This window comes from Georgenia satyanarayanai (assembly GCF_009193135.1).
In the GTDB taxonomy this organism is placed as follows: domain Bacteria; phylum Actinomycetota; class Actinomycetes; order Actinomycetales; family Actinomycetaceae; genus Oceanitalea; species Oceanitalea satyanarayanai.
Genome location: NZ_VUKC01000004.1, coordinates 74,471 through 94,626, shown reverse-complemented (window position 1 = coordinate 94,626; position 20,156 = coordinate 74,471). Strand labels below are relative to the sequence as shown.

The following is a 20,156-nucleotide window of genomic DNA, read 5'->3' as shown; positions in this document are numbered from 1 at the left end:
CGGGTGGGGAGGCGGGCTCACGCGTCGAGCAGGAGGCGGCGCAGCCACGCGAGTCGCGCGGCGCGGGCGTCCTGCGAGAGCGGTGCCCACGGGGCGAGGAAGTCGAAGGCGTGGTTGCCGCCGGGCCACACGTGCAGCTCCGCGGCGCCGCCGCACTGCCAGATGCGGTTGGCGTAGGCCACGCACTCGTCGCGGAAGGTCTCCACGGAGGCGACGTCGACGAAGGCCGGCGGCAGGCCGCGCAGATCCTCCGCGCGGCCGGGCGCCGCGTGGACGGGGACGTCGGGTCCGGCGGCGGCGTCACCGAGGTAGGCGTGCCACGCCGTCGCGTTCGCGGTGAGGTCCCACGTGCCGGCCCCGCGCATCTGCCGGGCGGAGAAGGAGGCGTTGCGGTCGTCGAGCATGGGGCACACGAGGAGCTGGCCGAGCAGGTCCGGCCCGTCGTGGTCCCGCGACCACAGGGTGACGGCGGCGGCCAGGCCGCCCCCAGCGCTCACCCCGCTGACGACGATCCGGGTGGGGTCGAGGTTCCACTCGCGCGCCGTCTCGTGCACCCCTACGAGGCCGCCGTAGCAGTCGAGCAGCGGCGTCGGGTACGGGTGCTCGGGCGCGAGCCGGTAGTCGACCGTCGCCACCGCGCAGCCGGTGCGGGCGGCGAGGTCGAGCGTGGCCGACAGGTCGTCGAGCGGGCCGCCGAGCACCAGTCCGCCGCCGTGGATGTGGAACAGGACCGGCAGCGGCCCGCTCGTCCGGACGGGCCGCAGGAGCACCACCGGGACGGCGGCGCCGTCCGCGGCGGAGCGGAACCGCAGGTCCGTGCGCTCGAAGGTCCCGTACCGGGTGACCTCGTGCTCGGGGACGGGCACCGCGCGGGCACGGAGCACCGGGATGTCCTCGGCCGTCATCCCGACGACGGCGTCCGGGTCCGCCGCGAGGGCGAGCGCGATCGCCGGGTCGAGCGGAGGGGGCGTCGTCGTGCTCATCCCTTGACCGCACCCTGGAGGAGGGCGGCGACGAAGTGCCGCTGGAAGATGAGGAAGACGAGCAGGGTGGGCGTAAGGATGAGGAGCGAGCCGGCGCACAGGAGCGGGATGTCGGTGCCCCACTGCCCCTGGAAGGCACCGAGGGCGCCGGCCATCGTCCGTTTCGTCGGGTCGTCGACGAGGACCACCGCGAGGAGGAATTGGTTCCACGTCCACAGGAACATGAGGATCGCCAGCGAGGACAGCGCGGGCATCGACAGCGGCACGTGGATCCGGCTGAACAGCTGGAGGTTGTTCGCGCCGTCGATCCGGGCCGCCTCGGAGATGTCCTCGGGCATGTTGACGAAGTGCGCGCGCATCCACATGACCGCGAAGGGCATGAACAGTCCGAGCAGCGGCAGGATGATGGCCCACCGGGTGTTGAGCAGGCCGACGTCACGCATCTGGTAGTACAGCGGCACGATGATGCCCTCGAAGGGCAGCGTGAGGCCGAGGAGGAACACGAGGAAGATCCACCGGCTGCCCGGCGGGCGCAGGTGCCCGAGCGCGAAGCCCGCGAGGGTGCTGATGAGCAGCGCGAGCGGCACGACGCCGAGCTCGATGAGGACGCTCGAGAGGAGCAGCTTCTGCATGTTCGCGGCCTGGAAGGCGCTGAGGAAGTTGCCCCACTGGGGCTCCTCGGGCCACGAGAGGCCGGCCGGGTACGTCCCGGTCGGGTGGAGGGCCGTGACGAAGAGCGTGACGAAGGGGACGAGGGTGATCACCATGAGGATCACCAGGACGAGCCGGCCGAGCCAGAGCTCGCTTGCGGAGGTCTTCACTGCTCCCTGCCTCGGATGAGCCGCTGAAGCGGGATGACGACGATGAGGACGAGCACCATGAGCGCGACGGCGAGGGCGGAGGCCTGGCCGACCTCACGCTGGAAGAACGCGAGGTAGTAGATCTCGAGGCCGGGCACGAGGGTGCTGTTGCCCGGGCCGCCCTGGGTGGAGATGTAGATGATGTCGAAGCTGGCGAGGGCCGAGATGACCGTGACGGTGAGGCACACGGCGAGCTCCTGGCGCAGGCTCGGGAGGGTGACCGACCAGAACTCGCGGATCGGTCCCGCGCCGTCGAGCCGGGCGGCCTCGTAGAGGGCCGGGTCGATCTTCGACATGCCCGCGAGGAGGAGGACGAGGCACAGGCCGAGGGACACCCACGCACCGATGACGCCGACGCCGGGCAGCGCGGTGTCGAAGTCGCCGAGCCAGGCGCGGGTGATCGAGCCGAGGCCGATGAAGCGCAGGAACTGGTTGAGGACGCCGTCGGTCGCCATGATCCAGGTCCACATGATGCCGGCCGCGACGAGCGGGATGACCTGCGGCAGGAACAGCACGGTGCGCCCGACGATCGCGAGGCGGCTGGTGGCGAACTTGCGGATGATCGCGGCGGCGACGAGCCCGAGGGTGACGGGGACGAAGCTGAAGTAGACGATGAGCTGGAGGGCGTTGAGGATCGGCCCGAACATCTCCGGGTCGGAGAAGAGGCGGGCGTAGTTCTCCGTGCCCACCCACGTCGCCTCGGTGACCCCGTTCCAGTCGTACAGCGAGTACTGGACCGTGAAGAGGATGGGGCGCAGGACGAAGGCGACGTAGAAGAAGGCGGCCGGCAGGACGAGGGCGAGCGCCGCCGCCGAGCGACGGCGGCGCGCCCACGTCCCGCGCCGACCCGGACGCGCGGGCGGGAGCTCCGCCCGCGCGTCCGCCTCCGGCGTGAGCCGGGAGATGGTCAGGTCGGACATCGGGTCAGCCGATCTCGTTCTCGTACTCCGCCTGGACGGCCGGCAGCAGGTCGGCGGCCTCGATCTGCCCGGCGACGAGCTTCTGGAGGTTCGGCGTCCAGCCCTTGGCGTAGATGCCGCCGGTGGCGTTGGCGATGAAGTCCATGGAGCCGTTGTCCTCGCCGATGGTGACGCCGGCGGCCAGGGTCTGCGCCGTCACGGAGTCCTCGTCGACCTCGGGCATGAAGGCGTCGACCGGGCCCATCGGGTGAGAGCCGCCGACCTCGACGGCGATCGTGCGGGCGGTCTCGTCGGTCGCGATCCAGTTGAGGAAGTCGGCCGCGCAGTCGGCGTTCTCCGCGCCGGCGCCGATCCCGTAGGTCAGCGGCGCCGACATCGCACCGACGGACCCGCCCTCCTCGACGGGCGGCATGAGGAAGAAGCCGATCTCGCCGGGGATCTGCGAGTCGAAGGTGCCCGACTCCCAGTCACCGTTGAAGAAGACGAGGTTGTCCCCCTCGAGGAAGCGCGACATCGACTGGGAGTAGTCGAGGGAGTTGATGTCGTCGGCGAAGTAGCCGGCGTCGATCCAGCGCTCGAGGTGCTCGACGGCCTGGAGGTTGGTGGGCGTGTCGATGGTCGCGCCCTCCTGCTGGTAGACCCAGCTGTTGACCTCGGCGGGCTCACCGTAGGAGGCCATGAGCATCTGGAGCGGGAAGGCGAGCCCACCGGTGGCGCCACCGTTGAACTGGGCGCTGGGCGTGATGCCCGCGTCGACGGCCGCCTGCAGGTAGCCGTCGAGCTCCTCGAGGGTGGCCGGAGGCTCGGTCATCCCGATCTCCTCGGCGAGCGCCTTGTTGTAGAAGACGCCGGTCATCGAGAAGTTCATGCCCATCGCGTAGAGCGGGCCGGAGCCGCGGCGCCCCTCGTCGTCCACCCGCATCTGCTCGAGCTGGGAGGAGGGCCACTCGTCCCAGCCGTAGGCCTCGGCGTAGGAGTCGAGGTTGAGGAGGAGTCCGTCGGAGGCCAACTCACTCATCTGCGGCAGGCGCATGAGGTCCGGCGGGTCGTCCGCCAGGACGCGGGGAGCGTTCTGCGTGAGGACAGCGAACTGGTCCTCGCGGATGTCGAAGGTGACGTTGGGGAACTGTGCCGTGAACTCGTCCGCCAGCTCGCGGAAGAGCGGGAACCCGGTCTCGACGTACGCGTCGACGACGACGGCGTCCTCGCCGCAGCCGGGTGCCTCACCCGAGGCGGTGGCCGAGTCCGTCGCACCCGCGGGGGCGCTGGGCTCGTCGTCGGAGCTCGCGCCGGGGGCGGAGCAGGCCGACAGCGCGAGCATGCCGGTGAGACCCAGCGCGGTCACGGTGGAGCGCGACCGACGCCGGGAGGATGAGGGGGTGTGAGACACCGTTATCTCCCTTCAGAGGGGGCAGGCACGCGGGGGACGTGCCGGCTAAATCGAGTTAGCAGGCACATATGACCATTCACTGTGACGTGTGTCAAGGTGGCCCCGATGCGGTCACCGAACCGTTACCGTGAGGCGCCGAGAGGAGGGCCATGACGAGCAAGCGCGTCACGCTGGCAGACGTCGCACGACACGCGGGCGTGTCGTCGTCGACCGCCTCCCTCGTGCTCAGCGGCCGCGGCCGCGAGCTGCGCATCTCCGACGCCGTGCACGAGCGCGTGCGTGCCGCGGCCGAGACGCTGGGCTACCGGCGGAACACGATCTCCGTCGGGCTGCGCAAGGGGTCGACGAACACCATCGGCTTCGTCTCCGACACGGTGGCCTCCTCCCAGCTCGCCGGTGGCATGATCCGCGGCGCGCTGGCCGCGGCACGTGACAGCGGCTTCATGCTCTTCATGAGCGAGACCGGCGGTGGCGCCGCACAGGAGCGCCAGGCGGTGGAGGCGATGCTCGACCACCGCGTCGACGGGCTCATCCTCGCCTCGATGTTCACGCGTCAGCGCGAGGCCCTACCCGAGGAGCTGGACACCCTCCCCACGGTCCTGCTCAACGCGCTGCCACCGGAGGGCCGGCAGCTCACCTCGATCATCCCGGACGAGCACGCAGCTGGCCGCGCGGCCGCGGAGCAGCTGCTCACGGCCGGGCACCGGGACATCCACCTCATCGGCGCCGGCCCGGGCCTCGCGGACGCGCCGGCCGCCTCGGAGGCCGGCCACCTGCGCCTCACCGGGATGCTCGAGGTGCTCGCCGAGGCGGGTGTCCCGCCGGCGTCCGGGTACCCCTACCGCTCGTGGAACCCCGCCCACGGCTGGGAGGCGGTCCACGACCTGCTCGAGCGCGGCACCGTGCCGGAGGCTCTCATCTGCTTCAACGACCGCCTGGCCTTCGGCGCCTACCAGGCCCTGCAGGAGGCGGGTCTCCGGGTCCCGGAGGACACCTCGATCATCTCCTTCGACGACGCCCCCCTCGCCGGCTGGCTCCGGCCCGCCCTCACGACCTTCGCGATCCCGCACCGCACGCTCGGCCGCATGGCGGTCGACATGCTCGTCACCGCCCTGCAGGACAGCGAGCGCCACCCGCTCTCGCGTGGCGTCCACACCGTCGACATGCCCCTGCGTACCCGCGGCTCCCTCGCCCCCCGCCGCAGCTAGCCCCCTCGGCCCCCGGCCCCCGCCCCCCGGCCCCCGCCGACAGCCGACTTGTCGCCGACAGCCGACTTGTCGCCGACAGCCGAGTTGTCGGCGGCGGTCAGTCACCGGCACGCCAGACACCGCCCGAGTCCACGGCGCGGACGCCGTTGACCTCGCCTCAGCGCACCCGTAACCTCCTGCTACATCGTTTTAGCACACGCTCATCCGAGCCGGTCGAAGGAGACCCATGCCGACAACGACACCCCACCCACCCCGTCAGCGCGCCCGGCGGCTGCTCCGCGCGCTCGCCGTGCCCCTGGCTCTCGCCCTCGGTGGCCTCGCCGCTGCCGGCCCGGCGACGGCCGCCACCTCCCCGCCCCCGGACGAGGGCATCGTGAGCATCACGCCCATCACCCAGGTCCTCACCTTCGGGCAGAAGGTCGTCGCCGTCGCCGTCGAGTACGGCGCCGACGTCGACCCCACGGACCTCTCGACGGACGACTTCGCGGTCCTGGACAGCCCGTACAACTTCCGGGCCCACGACCCCGCCGACCTCGACGCGCTCGAGCCGCGCACCGTCACCGCCGTCTACACGAGCGACGGGCCCGCCCTCCGGGCCGACGGCTCCTCGACCCGCGGGGCCTACGTCGTCGTCGAGCTCGACCCCACCGACCGCGGTGGCAACACGGTCGTCCGTTCCATGTGCGAGGGCTTCCTGTGCTCGGAGAAGGTCCGGGAGTCGCTGCCCACCCGGCTCGTCCAGCTCGGGGACGTCCACGGCTACGCGGCCGGCGGCGCGCCCGCGCCGCTGCTCGCCGCCGGGTCCGACGACGCGGTGCCGATGACCGAGGCGCCGCTCGACCTCGTCGCCGACGAGTTCCGCACCGACGTCATGCCCTTCCCCGGCGCGGACCTGCCGTACTCCTACCGCCTGCCGGACGACTACGACCCGGCACGCTCCTACCCGCTCGTCGTCGTCCTCCACGGCTGGGGCTCCGGCTTCGACGGGGAGAACCTCGGGGTCAACGTCGCCGTCGACATCATGGCCACCTCCTGGGCGCAGCCCGGGTGGACCGGCAGCGAGGAGGACGTCATCGTCCTGGCGCCGCAGAACGTCCGCGGCGACGACGAGGTGGAGTGGACCTCGGTGCGCGCGCTGCTCGAGCAGTTCACCGACGAGTACAGCGTCGACGCGGACCGCACCTACGTCACGACGTTCTCGTGGGGCTCGACCATCGCGTGGAACCTCATGGCGGACCAGCCCGAGCTCTTCGACGCGGCGCTCATCGTCTCCGGGTTCCCGGTGAGCGAGGAGCAGGCCGCGTCCATCGCCACCGCACGGACCCCGGTGTGGATCACCCACGCGACGAGCGACCCGGTCCTGCCCCCGACCTTTGGGCGGACCTCCGCGGAGCTGCTCCGCGCGGCGTACACCGACGCCGGTGCCACCGCCGCGGACGAGCTGGTGCGCTTCACCGAGTACGGCGACGACGCGTTCACCTACCCCGACTACCACGCGGCTACCGGCCCGACCTACAGCGACAGCTCGATCCTCCAGTGGGTGCTCGCGCAGGACCGCTCCCCCAACCGGATCGAGAGCGTCACCCCGGTCACCGAGGTGTCCTCCTTCGGGCAGCAGGTGACCGGCGTCGTGCTCGAGTACGCCGACGTCGTCGACCCCGCCGGGCTGAGCCCCGAGGACTTCACCGTCCGGGACACGTCGTACAACTTCCGGTTCACGGGCCTGGAGGAGCTGGAGAACCTCGTCGAGCGGGACGTCGCCGACGTCTACACGACCGACGACCCGGCCCGGCTCCTCGACGGCGACCGGCCCGAGGCCGTCGGCCGGTACGTCGTCCTCGACCTCGCGGACGACCCGAACGGCGGCTGGACCGTCATGGTGTCCCTGTGCCCGACCTTCCTGTGCTCGGTGAAGATCAACCCGGACCAGCCCACCGAGGTGGTCCAGTCGGGTGACGTGCACGACCCGAGCGGCGCCGTCATCTCCCGCGGCGACGCCGGCACGGCGTGGCCGCTGACCGAGCCGGCGATCAACCGCGAGGTCGACCAGTTCGTCCACGCGACCTTCGCGTCCGACGTCGACGGCGTGGAGGGTGACGACCTCACCGTCCGCTACGACTACCGCCTGCCCGACGGCTACGACCCGGCCCGGGAGTACCCGCTCGTCGTCGCCCTCTCCGGGCACGGGATGGGCTTCGACGGGCAGAACGAGCGGGTCCAGCTCGTCGCGGACATGCCGGCGACGGCGTGGTTCCAGGAGGAGTGGACCGGCACCGACGAGGACGTCATCGTCCTCGCCCCGCAGAACGCGCGCGTTGGCAAGGAGCTCGAGGCCGCGCAGGTGCTCCAGCTCCTCGAGGACTTCACCGGCCGCTTCTCGGTCGACGAGCGCCGGGTGTACGCGACGTCGGTGTCCTACGGCTCCCAGCTCATGTGGGAGATGTTCTCGACGCGGCCCGAGCTCTTCGCGGGCGGGCTGCTCACCGGCGGGTTCGCGGCGGACGAGGACGAGTACGCCCTCATCGCCGCGGCCGAGGTGCCGATGTGGATCACGCACGGTACGAGCGACCACCTGCTGCCGGTCGAGAACGCCGAGGGGGCCTACGACGCCCTCGTCGCGGCCTACCGCGACCGCGGCCTCAGCGAGGAGCGCATCGCCGAGCTGGCGCTGTGGACGGAGTACGGCGACGAGGCGTTCTCGCTGCCCGACTACCACCTCGCCTCGGCGCCGACGTACGAGGACAGCGCCACGCTCCAGTGGCTGCTCGCCCAGGTGCGCCCGGGCGCGGACGACGGCGAGGTGCCCGGCGAGGAGCCGACCGACGGCAGCGGCAGCGAGAGCCCGACGCCGGACGACGACGGGGCGGGCGAGGACAGGACTCCCGCCGGCTCCGGCGGCCGCCTCCCGACGACGGGTGTCCCGGCCGCGCCGGTCCTGGCCGCGCTTCTCCTGCTCGCCACCGGTGGCGCCGTCACTCTCGGCGCTCGGCGGCGCAGCACCAGCTGAGCCGCTCGGCACCCAGGCCCCGGGGCGGGGGGGGGCGGGCGGGGGGCGGGGGGGGGGGGCGGGGGGCCCGGGGGGGGGGGCCGCGGGGCGGCGGCCCCCCCCCCGCGCCGCCGCCCCCCCCCCCGCCCCCCCCCCCGCCCCGCCCGGGCCGGGGCCTGGTGCGCGCTCCGCGGCCCGCGCTCTGGGCCGCCGCGGACCTGCTACCGCTCGGCGCAGACGGTGAAGACGGCATCGATGATGTAGCGCTCGGCCACGTACCTGCTCTCGGTGTGCTCGAGCGGCCGGTCCTCCGTGTCGAGGATGACGCGCCGTTCGACGAGGAGCGCCGACCGCGTCGGCACGCCGAGGAGGCGCGCCTCGGCGGCCGTCGCCGTCCGGGCGGTGATCCGCGCGCGCGCGATCGCCGGCTCCCGTCCGAGCTCGCCCAGGGCGTCCTGGAGCGACCCGTTCTCCAGGTCCCGGGAGAGCACCGGTGCACACTCGAGGGGAAGCACGGCGGTCTCGATCGACATGGGGACACCGTCCGCCAGCCGTAGCCGCGAGATGCTCACGACCCGGCTGCCCGGGGCGAGCCGCAGCGCCTCGAGGTCGTCGGGGCTGCCGTCGACAAGCTCGGCCCTGAGCAGGCGCGAGGTCGCCGTCAGCCCACGCCTGCGCATGTCGCTGGAGAAGCTCGTGAGCGCCGACCCGTGCCGGCGGATCGGCGGGATGGCGATGTAGGTGCCCGAGCCACGACGCCGGTCCACCAGCCCGTCGCGCGCGAGGTTCTGGACCGCCTGGCGCGCGGTCATCCGGCTCACCCCGAACTGCTCGGCGAGCTCCGCCTCCGACGGCAACAGGTCACCCGGCATCCCACTGCGTACCCGGTCACGGAGCCATCCCTCGATCACCTCGTACCGGGCCGGCGCCGAATCCCGTTGCTGACCGGCCATGGGCACGAGCGTACCCGCGCACCCACGGGCGCGTAGTCGGCGGAGGTGTCCGTTTCGCCCGACTCGTTCACCTCTACCCCTTGACGACTTCAGTGACCTCCGTTACGTTTTCATGTACATACAGACGATGAATGTTGTCTATACAGATTCGCCTTCTTGCGATGACGCAGGCGTTTCACTGGTGGCCCCCGGAGCGGGTGGGCACACCAGACATCACACACACTGGGGGGATCCAGCGATGAGGCTGCCGAGAAGAACGTCCACGATCGCCGGCGCCGCCGTGCTCGCACTGGCCGCGAGCGCGTGCGGGTCGGACGACGGCGCGGGCGCAGGCACCGAGACCGACGGCGATGGTGAGGGCGGCTACGTCATCGGCGTGAGCAACACGCTCGCAGGCAACGGCTGGCGCGAGCAGATGGTGTGCTCCATCCAGGCCGAGGCGCTGGCGAGCGGCCAGGTCGACCGGGTGGTCGTCATGTCGGAGAACGCCGGACCCACCGAGCAGGTCCAGCACCTCCAGACCCTGATCTCCGAGGGGGTCGACGCGATCGTCGTCAACCCCTCCGACCCCGAGCAGCTCAACGGCATCATCGAGGAGGCGAGCGCCCAGGGCATCGTCGTCGTCGCGATCGACGCCGCTGTCACCAGCGAGGAGGCCTACGTCGTCACCAACGACCAGGTCGAGTGGGGCCGGATCGGCATGGAGTGGCTCGCCGAGGAGATCGGCGGGCAGGGCGAGGTCCTGTACATGCGCGGCATCGAGGGCGTGCAGTCCGACACCGACCGCCACGAGGGCGTGACCGCGGCGCTGGAGAGCTACCCCGGCATCGAGCTCACCACCGTGTGGAGCAGCTGGGACTACACGCTCGGCGGGGAGCTCGCCGTCCAGCAGTTCAGCGCCGGCGACTACGACGGCGTGTGGACCACCGGCGCCGACTACACCGTGGTCAACGGCATCGAGACGGCCGGCAAGGAGCTCGTCCCCGTCACCGGGCAGGACAGCAACGCCTTCGTCGGCCAGCTCATCGAGGGCGCACCGGGTGCCGTCGTGACCAACCCCGCCGTCATCGGCGCGGTGGGCACGAACGTCGCGCTGCAGGTGCTGAGCGGTGAGGACGTCGAGCGGATGACCATGCTCACGCCCGAGCTGTGGACCGCTGAGGACAGCGCCGACAGGCTCGACGCCGCCTACGACGAGGAGCGCGGACCGGACACGAGCGCAGCCGTCGAGATCGACTACCCGCTCGACATGACCCGCGAGCAGCTGTACGCCTGCGAGGGGCCCAGCGGTTCCTGACGGTCTCCGATAGGCGACGTGCCGGGGCGGACGCCCACCCCGGCACGGTCCGCCCTGAGCTGAGGAGCACGATGTCAGCTAATGCGTTGCTGGCCGCCCGCGGGGTGGCCAAGTCCTACGGCAGTGTCCTCGCCCTGAGGTCCGCCGACCTCACCGTCGGCCACGGCGAGGCCCACGCCCTCCTCGGGGCGAACGGCGCCGGCAAGTCCACCTTCGTCAAGACGCTCACCGGCGTCATCCGCCGGGACCGCGGCACCGTCACCCTCGACGGCGCCCCGGTCGACCTGCCGAGCCCTGCGCTCGGCTACACCCAGGGCATCGCCGCGGTCTTCCAGGACCCGGCGCTCGTCCCGGACCTCACGGTCCGTCACAACCTCAGGCTCACCGGCACCGACGCCGCCGTCGTCGAGGAGCACCTCGCGCGGCTGGAGATCGGGGGGCTGGACCTCGGTGAGCGGGTGCGCGACATCCCGCTGCCCTTCCTGCGGATGCTCGACCTGGCCCGGGCGCTGGCCCACCGGCCCAAGCTCCTCATCCTCGACGAGATCACCGCTGCCCTGCCGGCGGACCTCAGCGAGAAGGTCTTCACGGTGATGGCCGAGCAGACGCGCGGCGGCGGCTCGGTCCTGTTCATCTCCCACCGCCTGGAGGAGGTCATCGAGCACTGCGACATGTGCACGGTGTTCCGTGACGGCGGTGACGTCGCACGCTTCGCCCCCAAGGAGGGGCGGGAGAAGCGCATCGTCCAGTCCATGCTCGGCGAGCAGATGGGCGAGGAGTCGGCGGAGGGCCGCCGTGCCCGCGCCCAAGCCCCCCGAGAGGAGCCACGGCTCGTGGTCGAGGGGCTGAGCGCGGGCACGATGCTCCACGACGTGAGCTTTTCGGTGCGTCCGGGTGAGGTCCTCGGCCTCGTGGCCCTCGAGGGACAGGGTCAGGACACCCTGTTCGACGTCCTCGCCGGGGACCAGCGGCCCCGCTCCGGTGAGATCCGGGTGGACGGCAACGTCCTGGACGCCCGCCACCCGGCGGCCGCCATCCGCCAGGGGGTGGCCCTCGTCCCCGCGGACCGGTCCGCGGCCCTGCTGCCCAAGCGCTCCATCCGGGAGAACATCGCCCTGCCGTCACGGGCCCGGCTCTCCCGGTGGGGACCGATCTCGCGGGCCGCGGAGAACCGCGCGGTCGACGGCGCCGTCGCGCGCCTGTCCATCGACACGCGCGCCGCCTCCCAGGCCCGCCGCCTGTCCGGTGGCAACCAGCAGAAGCTCACCATCGGACGCTGGCTCGCCGAGGGCTTCGGCACGCTCCTGCTCTTCGACCCCACCCGCGGGATCGACGTCGGGACCAAGCGCCAGATCTACGAGCTCATCCGCGAGGTCGCCGAGTCCGGCGCCGCCGTCGTCATGTACACGAGCGAGCTGCGGGAGATCGACTTCGTCTGCGACCGGGCCCTGGCGATCTACCGCGGCACGGTCGTCGCGGAGCTCGCCGCCGACGCCGGGGAGGAAGCCATGCTCCACGCCGCCCACGGACTGCAGGCGACGGAGGTGAGGACCTCGTGACCACGGTGACGACGGCGCCCGAGCCGACGAGCCGGGCGGCCCGCTTCCGCCAGCAGAACGGCTGGGTGGTGGGTGTCGCGGTGCTCCTGCTCGTGATGATCCTCGTGCGCTACACCCAGGTCGAGAACTTCGGCGGCTTCGAGCTGCGCGCCCTGACGGCCGGCAGCCTCATGCTCGCCCTCCTCGCCCTGGCGCAGGGGGTGGTCGTCATCTCCGGTGGCATCAACCTCGCCGTGGGGGCGCTCATGGTCCTCGCGAACTGCGTCTCGGCGTGGCTCATGGAGGACGCGTCCTTCGGCGCGAGCATCGCCGTCGCGCTCGGCACCGTCGTCGGGATCGCGCTGCTCTCCGGGCTCATGGGCTGGGTCATCACGGTGTCCGGACTGCCCGACATCGTCGTCACCCTCGCCCTGCACTTCGCCTTCGTCGGGCTGGCGCTGCTCATCCTCGGCGGGCCGGGCGGCGCGGCCAACCCCGAGCTGTCCCGGCTCATCGTCGGCGGCTTCTCCAACCCGTGGCCCTCGCTGCTGTGGCTCACCGTCATCTTCTGCCTCGTGTGGATTCCGTTCCGGCGCAGCCGCGCGGGCATCGCGACCTACGCGATCGGCAGCGACCGCCAGGCGGCGTTCCTCGCGGGGGTCGTCGTCAGACGTACCCGGGTGCAGGCCTACGTCGTCTCGGGCGTCTTCGCCGGTCTCGCCGGCCTCGTGACGACGGCGCTGCTCGGCAGCGGCAGCCCCCAGGAGTCGATCGCGCTCGGCGCGCTCCTCGGCTCGGTGGCCGCCGTCGTCCTCGGTGGCGTCGCCCTGTCCGGTGGACGCGGCCAGCTGCTCGGCCCCGTCCTGGCGGCCTTCGTGCTCACCCTCATCCCGCCGATCCTCCTGAGCATGGGGATCAACCCGAACGTCGCCGTGCTGCTCGAGGGCCTCGTCATCATCGGCGTGGTCATGCTCGGCGGCCTGCTCGAGCTCCGCAGGAGGACCCGATGAGCACCACGACCGCCCCTCCCCCGGTGCGCAGCGCCCGGGTCCGCACCACCCTCACCGAGCGACCGGTCATCGTCCTCGGCGTCGTGTTCGTCATCTTCTACGTCGCCACCGGCCTGCTCGACCCGAGCCTCTTCACCAGCGGTGGACTGCGCTCGATCCTGCTCCTCGCGTGCCCGCTGGCGATCTTCGCGGCCGGCCAGACGATCGCCTTCCTCACCGGGGGCATCGACCTGTCCGTGACGATGGTGGCCAACTTCGCGGCCTATGTCGCCGCCACGCAGAGCGGCGCCGGGCCGCTCCAGGCGATCGCGCTCGCTCTTGCCGTCGGTGCGGCCGCCGGCTTCGTCAACGGCGTCGGTGTGGGCGTCTTCCGGGTCCACCCGCTCATCATGACGATCGGGATGTCCAGCGTCCTGCTCGGCGTCGTGTCGGTGGGCCTGGCCAGCGGCGGCTTCCTCACCGGCGCCGCGTCGGTGCTGCCCGTCCTCAGCACGGTCGGCGGCGGGACGCTCATCGGGCCGATCCCGCTCAACGTCGTCGTCTGGGCCGCCGTCGCCGTCGTCCTCCTCCTCGGCCTGTCGCGGACCGGGCTGGGACGCAACATCTACGCCGTCGGGGACAACCCGGTCGCGTGCCGCCTGTCCGGCGTCAAGGTGTGGCAGGTCCTCATCGCCACCTACGTCATCGTCGGCGTCCTCGGCGCGATCGCTGGACTGCTCATCTCGGGCAGCAGCGGGTCGGTGGGACCGAGCCAGACGAACTCCTTCCTCCTGCCGAGCATCGCCGCGGCCGTCATCGGCGGCACCTCGATCCTCGGCGGGTCCGGCGGCTACGGCGGCACCATCGTCGGCGCCCTCGTCCTCACCGTCCTCAACCGCCTGCTCCTCACGCTCGGCGTGGGCCAGGCCGTCCAGCAGATCGTCTACGGCGTCATCGTCCTCGGTCTCGCCTGGGTCTACGTCGCCGTCTCCGGGCAGCGCAGCGACTGACCACGAACCAGAGGGGGGATTCACTGACCGGTCGAGCTCACGCGCGCCCTTCGGGCCCGCCGACGACACCGGCTCCGCCACGGGGCCGCTTCAACGAGGGAAGGTTCACGTGACAGCACACCGCATCGCCATGCTCGGCACCGGCCTCATCGGTGACTTCTACACCGCCGCGCTCAACCGCGGGCGGAACCGGGACACCGTCGAGCTCATCTACTCACGCAGCGAGGAGCGCGGCGCCGCGTTCCGGGAGCGCTGGGGCATCCCCCGGTCCACCACCTCCCTGGAGGCCGCCTGCTCGGACCCCGACATCGACACGGTGGTCATCGGGCTGCCCAACGACATGCACGAGGTGGCCGTGCGCCTGGCCGCGGAGAACGGCAAGGCCGTCCTGTGCACCAAGCCGTTGGGGCGTACCGCCGCCGAGGCCAAGCGCATGCTCGACATCGTCGAGTCGCACGGGGTGTTCGCCGGCTACCTCGAGGACCTCGTCTACACCCCCAAGACCCTCGCCGCGGTGAGGTCCGTCCAGGACGGGGCGCTCGGTGACGTCCTGTGGGTGCGGTCCCGGGAGACGCACCCCGGTCCGCACAGCGCGTGGTTCTGGGACGAGAAGAAGGCGGGCGGCGGCGTCATCGTCGACCTCGGCTGCCACTGCATCGCCGTGTGCCGCAACTTCGTCGGCAAGGGCAACCGCCCCGTCGAGGTCTTCTGCTGGAAGGACACCCTGGTCCACCCCATCACCGCGGACGACCACGCGATCGCCCTCATCCGCTTCGAGTCCGGCGCCATCGGCCAGTTCGAGGTGTCCTGGGCCTTTCGCGGCGGGCTCGACCTGCGCGACGAGGTGGCCGGGACCGAGGGGACGATCTGGCTCAACCACTTCCTGCGGACCGGCTTCGACATGTACACGAGCGGCGCGGCCGACGGGTACGTCGCGGAGAAGGCCGAGTCGACGAGCGGGTGGCTCTTCCCCGTCGCCGACGAGGTGACCGAGCTCGGCTACCTCGACATGTTCAGCGACATGTTCGACGCGATGGACACCGGCCGCGCGCCTCAGGAGAGCTTCTACGACGGCTACATCGTCAACGCGATCATCGACGCCTGCTACGCCTCCGCCGAACGCGGCGCGTGGCACCCGGTGGACATCGCGGACTGGCGCGGCGGCACGACCCCGCGCATCACCAAGAACCCCGAGCTCCACGACGGCCACCCGGTCATCAAGCGGGAGCTCCTGCCCGACGGGCGCAGCAAGGTCCTGTTCCAGGACCGCGAGACGGGGGAGATCCGGGAGCTGGTCGCTCAGCCCAGCTGAGCGACCGGTCCGCTGACTGGCCGGCACGGTCACCGTGCCGGCCCGTCGGCCACACCCACGCGACGTCGTCGTCGCGTGCTTCGGCGACCTCACGCACGGGGCCGCCCAGCCTTGCCTACTCAGAGTGGAGGGGTCATGAGTAAGCGTTCCATAGCGGGAGTGTTGTCATTTCCGTTGCTCATGTCGTTGTTGTTGACCACACCCGTCGGCGCGCAGCCGACCGACGCGCCGGAGGACGGCGCAGCACCAGCATCGTTCGCGGAGGCGTCCGCGACCGACGAGTTCGAGAAGGTGCGGGTCGCGTCCGTGCCGCAACCGATGACGATGGACATCGCCCCGGACGGTCGGATCTTCACGACCAGCCGTGACGGCGTCGTCCGCGTCTACGACCCGGGCACGGAGGAGGTGACGGTCGCCGCGGAGCTGAGCGTCTACGACGACCACCCGCTGCCCTCGCGCCCGGACATCGAGGGCTCGAAGAACCAGGAGGGCGGCCTCCTCGGGCTCGCCCTGGACCCGCAGTTCGAGGACAACGGGTGGGTGTACGCCTTCTACACGAGCCGGGAGGACGACCACAACGTCCTCGCCCGGTTCGACACCGAGGGCGACACGATCGACGTCGCCTCGGAGGACGTGCTCCTCACGGTCCCGTACGAGAAGACCAACTGCTGCCACCTGGGCGGTGACATCGACTTCGACTCCGCGGGCAACCTGTACCTCAGCACCGGTGACGAGGGCACACCCGACCTCAACGACCAGTACTCCCCGATCGACTCGCGCCCCACGCACTGGTACAACGACGACCGCCGCACCTCGGGCAACACCAACGACCTGCGCGGCAAGATCCTGCGGATCACGCCGCAGCCCGACGGCACGTACACGGTCCCGGAGGACAACCTCTTCCCAGCCGACGAGTACGACGGCGAGCTGACGCGGCCGGAGATCTACGCGATGGGGTTCCGCAACCCCTTCCGCATCTCCATCGACCCGGCGACCGACCGCCTCCACATCGGCAACTACGGCCCCGACCGGCTCGGTGAGTGGACCGAGCGCGGCCCGTGGGGCTTCGACCAGTACATGGTCACCTCCGAGCCGGCGAACTTCGGGTACCCGTTCTGCATCGGGAACAACTACCCCTACCGGCCGTGGGACTACGTCACCAACGAGCCGCTCGGGGACTTCTACGACTGCGAGAACGGCCCGGTCAACGACTCCCCGAACAACACCGGGCTCGAGCAGCTGCCGCCGGTCAAGCCCGCGACGATCTACTACCCGCGCAGCTGGGCGAACTGGCCCGAGACCTGGGTCGGCATGCCCGACGGCCAGGTCAACCCGATCCCCGAGCCCTTCCTCGACATGGGGTCGGGCGCGGGCGGCCCGATGTCGGGCCCGGTCTACCGCTTCGACGAGTCCCTCGACTCGGACACGAAGTTCCCCGAGCACTACGACGGGCGCTGGTTCCTCCTCGACTACCACCGCGGCCACATCAAGACGGCCGAGCTCGGTGAGGACGAGGAGATCACCGCGATCGACGACTTCATGCCCGGCGAGTACTGGGCGGGTCTCATGGACGGCCAGTTCGGGCCGGACGGCTCGCTCTACGTCCTCGAGGGCGGCGGCTTCGGTGACAACGCGAACCAGGCGCTCTACCGGGTCGACCACGTCGCCGGCAGCGAGGAGCCCGAGCCCGGGCAGTGCGTGGCCGACGGCTTCGAGGGCACCGACCTCGACCGCGAGCGCTGGTCGACCATCGTGCGGGAGAACACCGACGGCTACCGCCAGGCAGACGGCGCGCTGGAGATCGACATGCTCCAGGGCGACATGATCAGCAACCACCTGAGCGGCAACATCGTCACCGACGCGCAGAACCTCGTCCTCACCGACATGCCCGAGGGACGGTGGACCTCGGAGGTGACCGTCGACATGCCGGCGGGCGCGACCAACCACGACCAGGCCGGCTTCATCGTCTACGACGACGACGAGAACTTCACCAAGCTCGCGTACTTCCCGCCCTACGGCTCCAGCACCGACGGCCGGTTCGAGTACCTCTACCACCAGGACGGGGAGATCCGGTACCAGGGCGGTGTCGACAACCCCACGGTGGTCGACGCACCGCGCACCGTCACGCTGCGCCTGACGAGCGACGGCGAGAACGTCGCCGCCGCGTACTCCCGCGACGGCAGCGCGTGGGTGAACGTCGGACGCCCCGCGCCGGTCGCGAGCTACGACACGCCGCAGCTCGGCTTCTTCGCCGTGCACGGCCCGGACGAGATCGCCGAGCCGCTCACCGCGACGTTCCGCGACTTCTCGCTGTGCGAGACGGCGAACCCGGGTGAGCCGGTGTGCGCGGCTCCGGAGCCGGACCCGGGCTCCCGGGTGCTGTGGGACGGCGCGACGCTGGACGGCTGGCGACAGGCCGGACCCGGTGGGTTCGCCGTCGTCCCGGACGAGGACCGTGACGGGACGTGTGCCCTGGAGACCGTCGGTGACCCCGAGGGTCTGGGCATGCTGTGGTTCGACGAGGAGTTCGAGTCCTACCGGCTGCACGTGGGCTTCAAGGCCGTGACCGAGGCCGACAACTCCGGTGTCTTCTTCGGGTTCCCCGACCCGGGCGACGACCCGTGGGTCGGGGTGCGCCAGGGCTACGAGATCAACATCGACGACACGGGCGGCAGCCCGAACGCCGCCGACAGCTCGAAGACCGGCTCGATCTACACCTACCAGGCACCCACGTCCTTCCCGACGGTGGCGGGTGAGTGGAACGAGATGGTCATCGAGGTCGACGACCCGATGGTCAAGGTGTGGATCAACGACGTCCTCGTCAACGAGTACGAGGACCCGGGCGACCTGGGCCGGGACCTCTCCTCGGGGTACATCGGCATCCAGAACAACCGGGTCGAGGACAACGTGTTCTTCCGGGACATCTGGGTGGAGGAGCTCGGCGCCGGCACCTGCCCGGACGCGCAGACGCCGCCCGAGGGCTACGTCTCGCTCTTCGACGGCGAGAGCCTCGAGGGGTGGACGCAGGCGGGCCCCGGGGGCTTCGACGTCAGCGACTGCGGCCTGCTCCAGCCCTACGGCGGCATGGGCCTGCTCTGGTACGACCAGCAGACCTACGAGGACTTCTCGATGCGCGTGGACTTCCGCGTGCAGGACCCCGCCGACAACTCCGGCGTCTTCGTCCGCTTCCCGGACCCGGAGGGTGACCCGTGGGGCCCGGTGGACGAGGGGTACGAGATCCAGATCTACGAGGCCACCGACGACCCGCTGGGCCGGACCGGCGCGGTCTACACCTTCGCCGGGGCCGACCCGCTCGCCACCAACCCGGTCGGCGAGTGGAACACCATGGAGATCGAGGCCGTCGGTCAGGACTACCGGGTGACGGTCAACGGGGTGGAGGTCGCGACCTACACCGGTGACGGCAGCCGCGGTCTCGAGGGCTTCGTCGGGCTGCAGAACCACTCCTCCGGCCAGGCGGCCGGGGAGTCGGTCGAGTTCCGCAACGTGTGGATCAAGGACCTCACCGAGGCGCCGGAGCTCACGGTCGAGGCGTCGCTGTCGCCCGGGGAGCCGGACGGCAACCCGCCCTGGTACGTCTCCCCCGTCACGCTCACCCTCGAGTCGAACGACCCGGCGGCCGAGCTGCAGTGGCGCCCGCGCACCGACGAGTCGCAGTGGCGGACGTGGACCGAGCCGGTCACCTTCGACGAGGACGGCGTCTACAACATCGACTACCGCGCCGTGCTCGACGGCGGTGGCGGCGAGCCGAGCGAGAAGGAGATCCTCGTCGGCAGCGGCGGCTTCGGGTTCAGCGAGACGGAGTTCTCCGTCGAGCAGGGGGACACGGTCAAGTTCCAGTACGTGCCCGGCTACCCGCACGACGTCGTCATCACCGACGACGAGGCCACCGTGCTGGCGTCCCGTCCGGAGGCCTCGGACTGGGAGGACGACCCGTTCTACTTCGAGGCGACCGAGGTGGGGACGTTCTACGTCTACTGCACGCCGCACGCGTCCCTCATCGACCCCGACGACCCGACGACGTGGCGGGGCATGGTCGCGACGTTCGAGGTCACGCCGGCCGAGGGCGCGGGCGGCGGGGCAGAGACGGGCATCTCGGAGATCGAGTTCCTCATCGACCAGACACCCGCCGTCACCGAGGCCACCCTCGAGGGCGAGCAGGGCGGCGACGCCTACACCGGCGAGGTCACCCTGGGCCTGGCGGCCCGGGATGCCACGTCCGGCGTCGCGCAGACGCACTGGCGGCTCGCCGGCGAGGAGGAGCACAGCACCTACAGCGGCCCGCTGAGCTTCACCGAGGAGGGCGCGTACTCGGTCGAGTTCCGCTCCTCCGACGTCGCCGGCAACGTCGAGGACTGGCAGACGGTCGAGTTCACCATCACCGGCGAGCAGCCGGGCGAGTGCCCCGACCCGGACGGCCGGGAGACCGTGGTCATCGGCGGAGTCGACAGCCGGGTCCCGAACTACGAGCTGGACGACGGCTGCACGGTGAACGACCTCATCGACGACGGGGACGGGTGGGCGAGCTCCGGCGCGTTCGTCCGGTACGTCGGTGACGTGGCCGCCGACCTGACGGCCGACGGCGTCCTCAGCGTGCGCGAGCGCGACGCGATCGTGCGGGCTGCCGCTCGCAGCGAGGTGGGCCGGGTCGCGGGCCGGGAGGCGGTGACCCTGCAGAGCATCCGCTGAGGT

The 20,156-nt window shown here is 71.3% G+C and carries 13 protein-coding genes; 8 read left to right on the top strand and 5 right to left on the bottom strand.

The window, feature by feature from the left end:
• Positions 1-17 precede the first annotated feature (17 nt).
• From GD632_RS07060 to GD632_RS07045, 4 genes are read right to left on the bottom strand one after another with little or no spacing between them, the layout of a single operon-like run.
• Positions 18-983 (bottom strand): alpha/beta hydrolase, encoded by a 966-nt coding sequence (locus GD632_RS07060; RefSeq protein WP_152190313.1) that lies wholly within the window; start codon positions 981-983, stop codon positions 18-20.
• On the bottom strand, positions 980-1,750 hold the full coding sequence (locus tag GD632_RS07055; RefSeq protein ID WP_152190578.1) for a carbohydrate ABC transporter permease: 771 nt from the start codon (positions 1,748-1,750) through the stop codon (positions 980-982). The genes GD632_RS07060 and GD632_RS07055 overlap by 4 nt, the downstream gene beginning before the upstream one ends.
• 50 nt (positions 1,751-1,800) lie before the next feature.
• Positions 1,801-2,763, bottom strand: coding sequence for a carbohydrate ABC transporter permease (locus GD632_RS07050; protein ID WP_152190311.1), 963 nt, complete (start codon positions 2,761-2,763; stop codon positions 1,801-1,803).
• A gap of 4 nt (positions 2,764-2,767) precedes the next feature.
• Positions 2,768-4,108, bottom strand: a complete 1,341-nt coding sequence (locus GD632_RS07045) for an ABC transporter substrate-binding protein (protein WP_226924710.1) — start codon at positions 4,106-4,108, stop codon at positions 2,768-2,770.
• Between the two features lie 194 nt (positions 4,109-4,302).
• On the opposite strand from GD632_RS07045, the gene GD632_RS07040 reads away from it, so the two are divergent.
• Together GD632_RS07040 and GD632_RS07035 are read left to right on the top strand one after the other, a co-directional pair.
• On the top strand, positions 4,303-5,361 hold the full coding sequence (locus GD632_RS07040; protein ID WP_152190309.1) for a LacI family DNA-binding transcriptional regulator: 1,059 nt from the start codon (positions 4,303-4,305) through the stop codon (positions 5,359-5,361).
• A 226-nt stretch (positions 5,362-5,587) separates the two neighbouring features.
• Positions 5,588-8,368 (top strand): hypothetical protein, encoded by a 2,781-nt coding sequence (locus GD632_RS07035; RefSeq protein WP_152190307.1) that lies wholly within the window; start codon positions 5,588-5,590, stop codon positions 8,366-8,368.
• Positions 8,369-8,568: 200 nt separating this feature from the next.
• Here the strand turns inward: GD632_RS07035 and GD632_RS07030 are convergent, their stop codons facing one another.
• Positions 8,569-9,300 (bottom strand): GntR family transcriptional regulator, encoded by a 732-nt coding sequence (locus GD632_RS07030; RefSeq protein ID WP_152190305.1) that lies wholly within the window; start codon positions 9,298-9,300, stop codon positions 8,569-8,571.
• Positions 9,301-9,538: 238 nt separating this feature from the next.
• On the opposite strand from GD632_RS07030, the gene GD632_RS07025 reads away from it, so the two are divergent.
• From GD632_RS07025 to GD632_RS07000, 6 genes are all read left to right on the top strand, one after another.
• Positions 9,539-10,597, top strand: coding sequence for a substrate-binding domain-containing protein (locus GD632_RS07025; protein WP_152190303.1), 1,059 nt, complete (start codon positions 9,539-9,541; stop codon positions 10,595-10,597).
• A 71-nt stretch (positions 10,598-10,668) separates the two neighbouring features.
• A complete protein-coding gene (locus GD632_RS07020) occupies positions 10,669-12,156 on the top strand; it encodes a sugar ABC transporter ATP-binding protein (protein WP_152190300.1) in 1,488 nt (495 codons plus the stop codon).
• Positions 12,153-13,145 (top strand): ABC transporter permease, encoded by a 993-nt coding sequence (locus GD632_RS07015; protein ID WP_152190298.1) that lies wholly within the window; start codon positions 12,153-12,155, stop codon positions 13,143-13,145. The genes GD632_RS07020 and GD632_RS07015 overlap by 4 nt, the downstream gene beginning before the upstream one ends.
• Entirely contained in the window at positions 13,142-14,134 is a 993-nt protein-coding gene (locus GD632_RS07010; RefSeq protein ID WP_152190295.1) for an ABC transporter permease, read from the top strand. The genes GD632_RS07015 and GD632_RS07010 overlap by 4 nt, the downstream gene beginning before the upstream one ends.
• 109 nt (positions 14,135-14,243) lie before the next feature.
• Positions 14,244-15,446, top strand: coding sequence for a Gfo/Idh/MocA family protein (locus GD632_RS07005; protein ID WP_152190293.1), 1,203 nt, complete (start codon positions 14,244-14,246; stop codon positions 15,444-15,446).
• Positions 15,447-15,581: 135 nt separating this feature from the next.
• Positions 15,582-20,153 (top strand): family 16 glycoside hydrolase, encoded by a 4,572-nt coding sequence (locus GD632_RS07000; protein ID WP_452176645.1) that lies wholly within the window; start codon positions 15,582-15,584, stop codon positions 20,151-20,153.
• Positions 20,154-20,156 lie beyond the last annotated feature (3 nt).

Coding starts and splice junctions, on each gene's coding strand:
- GD632_RS07035 (WP_152190307.1), top strand. CDS start 5,588: ATGCCGACAACGACACCCCACCCACCCCGTCAGCGCGCCCGGCGGCTG.
- GD632_RS07040 (WP_152190309.1), top strand. CDS start 4,303: ATGACGAGCAAGCGCGTCACGCTGGCAGACGTCGCACGACACGCGGGC.
- GD632_RS07010 (WP_152190295.1), top strand. CDS start 13,142: ATGAGCACCACGACCGCCCCTCCCCCGGTGCGCAGCGCCCGGGTCCGC.
- GD632_RS07050 (WP_152190311.1), bottom strand. CDS start 2,763: ATGTCCGACCTGACCATCTCCCGGCTCACGCCGGAGGCGGACGCGCGG.
- GD632_RS07055 (WP_152190578.1), bottom strand. CDS start 1,750: ATGGTGATCACCCTCGTCCCCTTCGTCACGCTCTTCGTCACGGCCCTC.
- GD632_RS07000 (WP_452176645.1), top strand. CDS start 15,582: ATGAGTAAGCGTTCCATAGCGGGAGTGTTGTCATTTCCGTTGCTCATG.
- GD632_RS07025 (WP_152190303.1), top strand. CDS start 9,539: ATGAGGCTGCCGAGAAGAACGTCCACGATCGCCGGCGCCGCCGTGCTC.
- GD632_RS07020 (WP_152190300.1), top strand. CDS start 10,669: ATGTCAGCTAATGCGTTGCTGGCCGCCCGCGGGGTGGCCAAGTCCTAC.
- GD632_RS07030 (WP_152190305.1), bottom strand. CDS start 9,300: ATGGCCGGTCAGCAACGGGATTCGGCGCCGGCCCGGTACGAGGTGATC.
- GD632_RS07060 (WP_152190313.1), bottom strand. CDS start 983: ATGAGCACGACGACGCCCCCTCCGCTCGACCCGGCGATCGCGCTCGCC.